This window comes from Burkholderia sp. JKS000303 (assembly GCF_002563755.1).
GTDB classification, from domain to species: domain Bacteria; phylum Pseudomonadota; class Gammaproteobacteria; order Burkholderiales; family Burkholderiaceae; genus Burkholderia; species Burkholderia anthina_B.
Genome location: NZ_PDBZ01000003.1, coordinates 1,146,445 through 1,155,763 on the forward strand (window position 1 = coordinate 1,146,445; position 9,319 = coordinate 1,155,763).

Annotated in this window: 11 protein-coding genes; 9 read left to right on the top strand and 2 right to left on the bottom strand. The window is 63.2% G+C overall.

Going from position 1 to position 9,319, the window contains the following annotated elements; translation table 11 throughout:
- Positions 1–4 precede the first annotated feature (4 nt).
- From BX604_RS33120 to BX604_RS33160, 9 genes are all read left to right on the top strand, one after another.
- Complete coding sequence (locus BX604_RS33120; protein ID WP_098554985.1) at positions 5–1,501, top strand: class I adenylate-forming enzyme family protein; 1,497 nt, start codon at positions 5–7, stop codon at positions 1,499–1,501.
- Positions 1,501–2,259 (top strand): citryl-CoA lyase, encoded by a 759-nt coding sequence (locus tag BX604_RS33125; protein WP_098554988.1) that lies wholly within the window; start codon positions 1,501–1,503, stop codon positions 2,257–2,259. Before BX604_RS33120 ends, BX604_RS33125 begins: the two co-directional genes overlap by 1 nt.
- Positions 2,260–2,323: 64 nt before the next feature.
- The gene (locus BX604_RS33130) at positions 2,324–3,283 is read left to right on the top strand and encodes a VOC family protein (protein ID WP_098554991.1); all 960 of its coding nucleotides are present in this window, start codon (positions 2,324–2,326) and stop codon (positions 3,281–3,283) included.
- Entirely contained in the window at positions 3,280–3,981 is a 702-nt protein-coding gene (locus BX604_RS33135; protein WP_257146487.1) for an alpha/beta hydrolase, read from the top strand. The genes BX604_RS33130 and BX604_RS33135 overlap by 4 nt, the downstream gene beginning before the upstream one ends.
- A 42-nt stretch (positions 3,982–4,023) precedes the next feature.
- Positions 4,024–5,082, top strand: a complete 1,059-nt coding sequence (locus tag BX604_RS33140) for a maleylacetate reductase (RefSeq protein WP_098554996.1) — start codon at positions 4,024–4,026, stop codon at positions 5,080–5,082.
- A gap of 34 nt (positions 5,083–5,116) precedes the next feature.
- Positions 5,117–5,827: an NIPSNAP family protein gene (locus BX604_RS33145; protein ID WP_098555245.1), complete on the top strand. Its 711-nt coding sequence runs from the start codon at positions 5,117–5,119 to the stop codon at positions 5,825–5,827.
- A gap of 185 nt (positions 5,828–6,012) precedes the next feature.
- The gene (locus tag BX604_RS33150; protein WP_098554998.1) at positions 6,013–6,462 is read left to right on the top strand and encodes a nuclear transport factor 2 family protein; all 450 of its coding nucleotides are present in this window, start codon (positions 6,013–6,015) and stop codon (positions 6,460–6,462) included.
- Between the two features lie 164 nt (positions 6,463–6,626).
- Complete coding sequence (locus BX604_RS33155; RefSeq protein ID WP_098555248.1) at positions 6,627–7,706, top strand: porin; 1,080 nt, start codon at positions 6,627–6,629, stop codon at positions 7,704–7,706.
- 50 nt (positions 7,707–7,756) lie between these two features.
- Entirely contained in the window at positions 7,757–8,110 is a 354-nt protein-coding gene (locus tag BX604_RS33160) for a BON domain-containing protein (protein ID WP_098555001.1), read from the top strand.
- Positions 8,111–8,206: 96 nt separating this feature from the next.
- Here BX604_RS33160 and BX604_RS33165 read toward each other — a convergent pair whose 3' ends face one another.
- Positions 8,207–8,887: a hydrolase gene (locus BX604_RS33165; RefSeq protein ID WP_098555004.1), complete on the bottom strand. Its 681-nt coding sequence runs from the start codon at positions 8,885–8,887 to the stop codon at positions 8,207–8,209.
- A 104-nt stretch (positions 8,888–8,991) separates the two neighbouring features.
- On the bottom strand, positions 8,992–9,195 hold the full coding sequence (locus BX604_RS33170) for a hypothetical protein (protein ID WP_098555007.1): 204 nt from the start codon (positions 9,193–9,195) through the stop codon (positions 8,992–8,994).
- Positions 9,196–9,319: the final 124 nt, after the last annotated feature.

A 9,319-nucleotide genomic window follows, 5' to 3' on the forward strand; every position in this document is an offset into this window, starting at 1 on the left:
TTCCATGTATCCCATCGACTATTTGTGGCGTGCCGTGCAGCGGCATCCCGACCGTCTCGCGGTGATTAGCCATGAGGGCGATCTGACGTTTTCCGCGCTCGCGGAAATCGTGCTCGATCGCGCCGCCGCGCTCGATCGCATTGATCCACAGCCGCGCAGCCGTGTTTGCGTGGGGGCAGCGAATTCGGTCGACCATCTGGTGGCCATTCTCGCGATTCTCGCGGCCGGCAAGATCTGGGTGCCGCTCAATCCGCGCAACGGCGATCCCGAACTGCACCGCATTGTCGATTTCGTCAAACCGTCGCTGGTACTCGCCGATGCGGCGATGCTGGAGCGTCTCGAGCCGATCGACGCGCCATTGCAGCCGCTCGAGGTGCTGGCCCGTCAGACCGGAGATCGCGATGCGCTTGCGATGGGGCCGCGCTCGCGTGCCGGGATTCCGGTGGACGACGCGCAGGCCATCAAGTTCACCGGCGGGACGACGGGTTTCCCGAAAGGGGTGATCCAGCCGCTGCGCGCGTGGACGACGAGCATCGCGACTCAGATTCATGAACTCGGGTTGCAGCCGAATGACCGGTATCTCGTCGCGGCCCCGATCACGCACGGCACATCGACGTACATGCTGCCGATCCTCGGCTCGGGCGGTGCGCTGGTCTTTCCCGACCATGCGAAACCGGGTGCGTTGCTCGATCACGCGAGCGCGCACGACGTGACGGTCTTCTTTGCCCCGCCCACGCTGATCCAGGCGCTCGCCGAAGAACAGCGCCGCACGCCGCGCTCGCTCGGCGCCCTGCGCTATCTGGTCTACGGGGGCGCGCCGATGCGGCCCGAGCAGATTCGCGATGCGCAGGCTGTGTTCGGTCCGGTCGTCTGTACCTCGTTCGGGCAGACTGAAGCACCGCAAATCATCACGTTCCTGCCACCGACCGACATGACGGGCGAGAACCTGGCGTCGGTTGGACGACCGACGCTGCTGACGCAGGTGGTGGTCGTCGGCAAGGACGGGATGCCGCTGCCGCCGGGCGAGGAGGGCGAGATTGCCGTGCGCGGCGGCCTCGTCATGAGCGGATACCTGAATGCGGAAGAAGAAACGCGCAAGACCCTGATCGACGGCTGGCTGCGTACGGGCGATGCGGGCGTGTTCGACGAGCGCGGCTATCTGTTTCTGCGCGACCGCATGCGCGACGTCATCATCACCGGCGGATTCAATGTCTATCCCGGCGACGTCGAAGTCGTCCTGTCGGGGCACCCGGCCGTCGCGGACTGCTCGGTGGTCGGCGTGCCGGACGACAAGTGGGGCGAAGCGGTACACGCCGCGGTGCAACTGCGCCCGGGCGCAAGCGTACTCACGGACGAACTGATCGCCTTCGTCAAGCGCGAGCTGGGTTCGGTCAAGACGCCCAAGGTCGTTCATTTTTTCGATGCATTGCCGCGTAGCGCGGTGGGCAAGGTGCTCAAGCCGGCTGTTCGGGCGGCGATCCTGGGAACAAGGGGGCAGTGATGGCGGGCAAGACCGATGCGCCGGATAGCCGGCTCTGTCGCTACACCGCGGATGCGGTGTACTACGGCGACAGCAATCTCGTCGACGACCTGATCGGCAACGCAGGTTTTATCGACGTATTCATGCAGCAGGCCTTCGGGATCGCGCTTGGGCAGAACCAGCGACGTGTCGTTGATGCGATTCTCGTGACGTTGATGGAGCACGGCATGACCCCCAGTGCGATCGCGACGCGGATGGTCTACTCGAGCTCACCCGAGAATCTCCAGGCGGGCGTCGCCGCAGGCCTGCTCGCAGTGGCCAGCCGTTTCGTCGGCACGATGGAGCCGGCTGCGGAGCTGCTCGCGAGGATTGTCGCGGCACAGCCGAACGGGTCGCGCGAAGCCGCAGATGTGGCACGTGAATACCGCGCGCGGCGCGAGCCCGTTCCGGGGTTTGGTCACCATCTGCACCGGCCGGATGATCCGCGTGCCATCGCATTGCTGGCGCTCGCGCGCGATACCGGTACATATGGCGCACATTGCGAAGCGCTCGACATGCTGGCTGCGGAAGTCGATGCCGCTGCCGGCAAGCACATCACGATCAATGCGACCGGCGCGATCGCGGCACTGCTCGGCGATCTCGGCATTCCCCCGTCGTTGATGCGCGGCTTCGCCGTGCTCGGTCGCGCGGCCGGATTGATCGCGCATATCGCGGAAGAGCAGAAGCGTCCGTCGGGGCGCTTCATCTGGCAACTCGTCGACGACGCGATGACCGGTTAGTCCGTCGGCCGGTTCCTGTCCGCCGTACATTCGTATCGCATTCGATTCCATGAAGGAGACAAACATGACCCAGATCAACCAGGCGATCATGCGCCACCATCACATCACGCTGTGCGTCGGTACCGCGCAACAGGACTATGACTTCCATACGAAGGTGCTGTCGCTGAAAAGCGTGAAGAAGACGCTCATCTACGACGGCATGGCGCCGTTCTATCACCTTTATTACGGCAATGATCTCGGCGAGGAAAGCACGCTGATTACCTGCTTTCCGGTCGCGCATTTCGGTCGCAAGGGACAGCGTGGCGCGGGGCAGATCGGCGGTCTGTCGCTGTCGGTTCCCGAATCGGCGATTCCGTTCTGGGAACGACGGCTCGCCGCGCACGGATTCGAGGTCCGTCGTTCGGAACGTTTCGGCGAACAGGTCCTGTCGTTTTCCCATCCGTGCGGCATCCCGTACGAGCTGATCGGCATCGCCGACGACGCACGCAAGCCTTATTCGAACGGCGACGTGCCGGCCGAGTTGGCTATTCGTGGTCTGCATACGATCGGTGTGAACGTGCGCGACATGGAGGCTTCGCAGGAATTCATGCAGCAGGGCTGGTCGGCGCACGAGGTCGGGAGGGACGGCAAGTTCGCGCGCTATGCGTTCGGCGACGGCGGCTCCGGCAAGTTTGTCGACTACGTGCTGGAACCGGACATGACGCAGGCGAGCTGGACTTACGGCGAGGGAATCGTGCATCACTGCGCGTTCCAGGTGGCCGACCGCTCGGTACAGGACCGGGTCAAGGCCAATCTCGAAGGCCTTGGCTTTACCGATACGTCTGAGCGCAAGGACCGCGGTTACTTCGAATCGATCTACGTTCGCACCCCGAGTGGCGCGATGTTCGAGGCGACCGTGTCGAAGCCGGATGCGTTCCTCGTCGACGAACCGTACGAGAAGATGGGGCAGACGGTGCAGCTTGCGCCGCAGTTCGAAAGCCAGCGCGCGGTGATCCTCGAATCGCTGGAAGCCCTCAATTATTGAAAGGCGAAGCAGGCCGGGTGGCGATGTGCCACCTGCTGCGATCGTCTGGAAGTGTCGATCTCATGACGAATCCACATCTCGAACAGCCGGTGACCGATTACGGCGAGCCGGCCGATCGTGCCGAGACCGCGGTCATTCTCGTGCACGGGCGTGGTCAGTCCGCGGACTGGATGCACGATCACGTCGTGCGCCGTTTCGGTCGGCCGGACCTTGCATGGCGGGCACCCACGGCAGACGGCGCATCGTGGTACCCGGAGCGTTTTCTGGTTCCCGTCGAATTGAACGAGCCCCGTCTTTCCGACGCGCTCGCATGTCTGGACGCGTTGTCGGAGCGGCTGCAGCGGCAGGGCGTCCCGTATGCATCACAGGTGCTGATGGGGTTCTCGCAAGGTGCCTGCCTGTGCAGCGAGTTCGTGTGGCGCAGCCGGCGGCGATACCGTGCGTTGATTGCTTTTACCGGCGCGTTGATCGGGCCGTCCGAACTGCAGCGCGCTCCGGCTGCGTGCGATTTTTCAGGCATGCCGGCGCTGTTTTCTACCTGGGAGCACGATCCTCATGTCCCGGTGGACTACGTTCGCCGGTCGGCGGGCCTGTTCGAAGCGGCCGGCGCTGCCGTCACGCTGCTCGTTGGTCCGGCGACCGAGCACGGTATACGCGATGCGGAAATCGACTATGCGAGACGCACGCTCGGCACATGATCCTGTCGCGCGCCGGATACCCCTTTGAGCAGGAATCACATCATGCAGTCGTTCAACCATGAAAACCACGGCGGTCGGGTCGTGTTCGGCAGCGGCAGCCTGGAAACCCTTCCCGGGATTCTGGACTCGCTGGGCGTCGCTCGGGCCCTCCTGATTACGACGTCCGAACAGGCGGAGTTGGGACATCGTATCGACGATCTGCTCGGAAAGCGCAGTGCGGGCGTGCTGGCCAAGGCGGTCATGCATGTCCCTGTCGAGGTGGCGCGAGAGGCGGTCCGGGTGATGCGGGCGTCAGGCGCCGATGTGTGCATCGCGGCGGGCGGCGGGTCGACGATCGGCCTCGCGAAGGCCATTGCGCTGGAAGCCGATCTGCCGATCATCGCGGTGCCGACGACCTATGCGGGCTCCGAAATGACACCGCTCTACGGGATGACCGAAGCGGGTGTGAAGAAGACCGGCAAGGACTGGCGTGTACTGCCGCGCTGCGTCGTGTATGACCCGCTGCTGACGCTCACGCTGCCGGTGAAGCTGAGCGTCACGAGCGGCGTGAACGCCATCGCGCACGCCGTCGAAGGGCTGTATGCGCACGATGGCAGCCCGGTATACAGCCTGATGGCCGAAGAGGGGATACGTGCGCTCGCGAGTGCGCTGCCGCGCCTGTACGCGTCGCCTTCCGACGTCGGCGCGCGCGGCGATGCGCTTTACGGTGCGTGGCTCTGCGGAACCGTGCTCGGCAATGTGCAGATGGGCATTCATCACAAGATATGCCATACGCTGGGCGGAACGTTCAGTCTTCCTCATGCCGACGTCCATACTGTCATCCTGCCGTATGCGCTGCGCTACAACGCGGCTCACGCTGCGCATGCGCTCGAGCGTGTCGGGCGGGCGATCGGTGCCACGGACGCGATCGCCGGGCTGCGCGGCCTGATCGACTCACTCGATGCGCCTCGGTCATTGCGCGAGATCGGGATGCCGCGCGACGGTATCGACCGTGCGGCGGACCTGATTGTCGAAAAGACCTATCCCAATCCTCGTCCGATCGAGCGGCACGCGGTTCGCGCGCTGCTGGAATGCGCGTATGAAGGCGCGGATCCCCTGTAACAAGCGGCGTCGTCGCCGAAAAGTGGAGAAACCGATGCTGATCGAACGCCGTACCTACACGCTGCAGCCGGGCATGCTGAGTGATTTCTGGGACGCACAGCAGCTGCGTGCGGACGGGCTGAACCCGATCCTGCAGCGTGTGATCGGCGCGTTCGCGCCTGTGTCGGGCATGCCCGAGTCGGTCGTCTGTCTGTATCGCTACGACGACTTCGCGGACTGGCAGGCGCGGCTGGGCGGCCTGCCCGGCGATACGCGTCTGGCCGCCTATTTCGCGCGAGTCCGGCCGATGATCCTGCGCCAGGAAAACGAATTTCTCGTGCCGGCCGGCATGGATCGGGCGACGCCGATGTGGGGCAACGGCAACGACTGGTTGCCGGGGAACGGGGCGCCGATACCGGTGTCCGCGCCACGCGCGGTGGTCGTGGAGACGACCTTGACCTTCCGCGCAGGCGGCGTGCCGCGGTTCTGGCAGGCGCTTGCACAACGGGGGCTGGCCGACGACGCATCGTTTGCCGATGGTTTGCTGGGTGCATTCAATGTGATGGTCGGCCCGCTGAACCGGGCGCGTATCTATATGCACCTGACGAGCGTGGACGACTGGGTCGCCCGGCAGATGGTGCAGTCCTGGCCTGGCACATGGAAGTCGTTGCTGAACGAACTTTCTCCGGTGTTGATGGACGTCGCCCATGTTTTGCTCAAGCCGTCACCGGTGGCCGACATGTCGCCGCTGTTCACCGAGCCGTGACCCTGCCGAGTCCAGGTGCGCACGACGAAACCGTTGGTTGAACCTTTCGATACGTAGCTGTCCTGGCATGAAAGAAGCACGGCGCTTTCCGAGCGGAGAAATTTGAACGGATTGTTTTATTGAAATTGATAAGGAATGCATATGTATTTAAACGGGAAGAGAATTTTTAGCTAAAGGAGACGGAGATGGAGATCAAGGCAATGAACGATGAGCAACGCAAGGCGATCGCGCTCGAGTACTTCAGGCGGCTGGACCGGGGCGGCAACCTGCTGGATCTGTTCGACGACCACGCGCAAATGTATTTTCCGAAGTGGGGCATCGCACGCGGCAAGGAGGAAATCGGTCAGCTGTTCAGCGATCTCATGACGATCCTGGCCGGCGTCTCGCACGAGACTTCGTGTCTGACCGTCATTCAACATGGAGATCTCGTGTGCGTCGAGGGGCTGTCGAGCGGCAGCCTGAAAACCGGTGCGGCCTGGCAGGCAGGTGCCACGCACGCGGGGCGCTGGTGCGATGTGTTCGAGATTCGCGATTTCAGGATCCAGCGGTGTCACGTCTATCTGGATCCGGATTATGCGGGTGACGATACGGGCCGCTATCCGTGGCTCGAGACGAAACCGATTCGCCGCTACTGAGCGGGCGCTCGCGATGCCGGATCGCGCTACCGAGCCGTCCAGGTAGATCCTGACGGTACGAAAGCCGGCGCCAGTTGTTCGGTCGATCCGGACCGGCAAGTGTTTAAAAAGATCAGGATAACAAATCATTGTCGCTTGGTTGGCGACAAGATACGGAGATGATGATGTCAGCGAGAAAGCATATTTCGCTGGGGCTTGCCGGCTGTCTGATGGCGACTGCCGCATGCGCGCCTGCGTACGCTCAAAGCAGTGTCACGCTATTCGGTGTGGTTGACGTGGCGATGCTCTATACGAACAAGACGCGTAACCCCGTCACGGGTCTCAACGATGGAAGCCAGGTGTCGATGATCGACGGCGGTCGCTATTATTCGCAGTTCGGCTTGCAGGGAGTCGAAGAGCTCGGCGGCGGATTGAAGGCGAAGTTTCGTCTGCAGAGCGGCATCAGTGCGACGGACGGCAGCTTGTTTCACTGCAATGGAAACCTGTTCGGCTGCGAATCGTGGATTGCGCTGTCGGGCGCTGCCGGCGAGCTGAAAATGGGGTTGCAATTTTCCCCGTTCTTTCAGGCAATTTACGATTCGGATCCGCGCGATCTCTCGCTGTTCGGCAGCGAAGCAACCATTTACGTCGGTACGGTGCTGGGAACCAGCATTTTCAATCCCAACGCGGTGACGTATACGAGCCCGACCTTTTACGGCTTGACTGTCAGCACCATGTTCGCGTTTGGCGGAAAGCCGGGCGATTTCAGCTCCGGCAAGCAGTATGCGGCGCGTGTCCGATACCAGCGCGGCGGACTGACGGTGAACGCCGCGCTTTACAGCGGCAATGCCGGCGGTGCGCAGAGCACGCCCGTGCCGACCAATGTCGAGTTCGATGGCCGCATGATTGGCGTTGGTTATCAATTCGGCTCGCTCACCGCCAAGGCGTCGTTCGTCAACTTCAAGGTGGCCGGCTCGTTCGACAGCGATGTGTTCGGCGGCGGCATCAACTGGTTCGCATCGCCGACGCTGGGTATCAACGGAGGCGTATGGCTGACGAGCGATCGCAACCATACGACCAATCACTCCGTCATGGCGGCCGTGGGCGCCGACTATTTCCTGTCGAAGAGCACGACCCTCTATGCGCAATGCGGGGTAGTCAACAATCACGGGGCAATGAATACCGGCCTGTCGATGATCGGGGCGCTGTATGGCACCGCGGGCACGACGTTCGGCGGGACGGTCGGTATCCGGAAATTTTTCTAATCATTTCGATCGTGGCCCGGCACCGGGCCACGAAAACAGGAACATCAGACATGAAGACCAGTCACGCCCTGTTGTCGCTCTACGTGGCGACCGCGCTGTCCGTTGCGGCGAATGTCCAGGCCCAGTCGGAGCCGGCCGGTTCCAGTATCGCGCCGCCGGCGGTCACGCCCGGCAAGAAGGAAATCAGGGCCGCCAATCGCCGGCTTCAGAAGGCCGTCGTACGCGCGCTCGGGAGTGCCAAGGGGCTGAATGCGACCAACATCGGCGTCGTTGCGCGCGACGGTGCAATCGTATTGCGCGGCTCGGTGACGGATAGCGCCCAGTCTCAAATCGCAACCGCGGTAGCGAGCTCGGTGAGTGGCGTCGCCGCAGTCAGGAACGACCTGTTGATTCGGCCGGAGTGAGTATCGGGCGAGGCCGCTGCATTCGGGGGCGGCCCGTGAATCAGGAAGGAGCGGGTGGAGCCGGCCCGCCCGCGCGGACCGGCTCGGCCGATCGGGTTAGGCCCGTTCGGAGTCGAGCTGATCGTTGTTCTTCACGACCTCCTGGGCCTTCAGGTAGCTCTCGATGAGCAGGCGGTACGGCGGGAAAATCATCCCATAGACTTCGGCCCATTGTTGGGCGTCGGGGCGATGCCAGGTCTGCTGCAGTTCGGAAGCGACCGCAGCAGTGTCGATCGGCACCACACCGGCCTGAACCACCCGGGCAAGCGTGATTTCCTGCGCCATTTTCGAGTAGGTGCCCGATGCGTCGACCACGGCAAAGACCTTATAGCCTTCGTGGACCGCGGAGATGGCCGGGAATGCCATGCAGACGCTGGTGATGGTGCCCGCGATGATCAGCGTCTTGCGGCCGGTCGCCTTGACCGCATCGACGAAGTCGGGATTGTCCCATGCGTTGATCTGCCCTTTGCGCGCGACGTAGGTGGCATGCGGCGCACTTTCGTGGATTTCCGGGATCAACGGGCCGTTCGGACCCTGCGGAACCGACGCGGTGGTGATCACCGGCATCTTGCAAAGCGTGGCGATCTTGGCCAGCGCAATCGCGTGATTGCGCAGGACAGTCATTTCCATGTCCTTCACGGTCTGGAACAGGCCGCTCTGATGGTCGATCAACAGCATCGCCGTATCGTTCGGGTCGATGACGGGGCGCTGACCGTTGAAGTTGGCAGGTGCGCTCATGGCAATACTCCTGGTAAGGCGGGTCCGGTGTGCCGTTTCCGGACGGATATCGGATGGACCCAGGGTTGGCGCGGTTGCGCGAATGGTTGTCATGCGTACGGGCACTACAGTCGAAAAATCAGGGCGAAAAGCAGGTGAAGCAGGCCGCCGGCCAATGCGAACAGCAGCAGCGATGCGACATACAGACGGCACGCGGACGTGGCGCGTTGCCGCGTGCGCGTTCCAGGCGCGCCTGGGGCGCACGGCGGCGTAGCCCATGCGGCGCATCGTCCTGCGACGTTGGCGGCGAACTGCGTCAGGTTGCTCATGGGTCAATTGCTGCCGGCAGTGCCGACCTTGCCGCGGAATACCCAGTAGGCGAACGCGTTGTAGCCGAGAATCGCCGGCAAGATGACCAGCGCGCCGCCGGCCACCATGAGCTGACTTCCGGGT